Source organism: Dellaglioa sp. CoH-55-MRSF-7 (genome assembly GCF_056782235.1).
Genome location: NZ_JBXAYI010000032.1, coordinates 420 through 664, shown reverse-complemented (window position 1 = coordinate 664; position 245 = coordinate 420). Strand labels below are relative to the sequence as shown.

Here is a 245-nt window from a genome sequence, read left to right as displayed (position 1 = left end):
GACATGGAAGAGTTGCGTAGCGATATTGAGGCCGAATTCGAAATCGATGCGGGGAGCCCGGTAACGGACCCGTGGACCACGATGCGTGATATCGTGGAAGCTGTGGTGCGCGGTATCGCGGCGCAAGAAGCGGACGAAGAAGCCGACGAGCAGCTTCTGGCCGCGATTCAGAAAGTAGCGGCCGAAGCTACCGGAATCCAGATCAAGTGCGCCATGAAACGCAGTCTCCCGCTCGCAGGCCTCGG

1 protein-coding gene is annotated in these 245 nt (G+C 60.0%); it reads left to right on the top strand.

The features are described 5' to 3' along the window. A partial coding sequence (locus AC1RPU_RS07700) for a hypothetical protein (protein WP_481769596.1) occupies window positions 1-245 on the top strand: 245 nt, incomplete at both ends.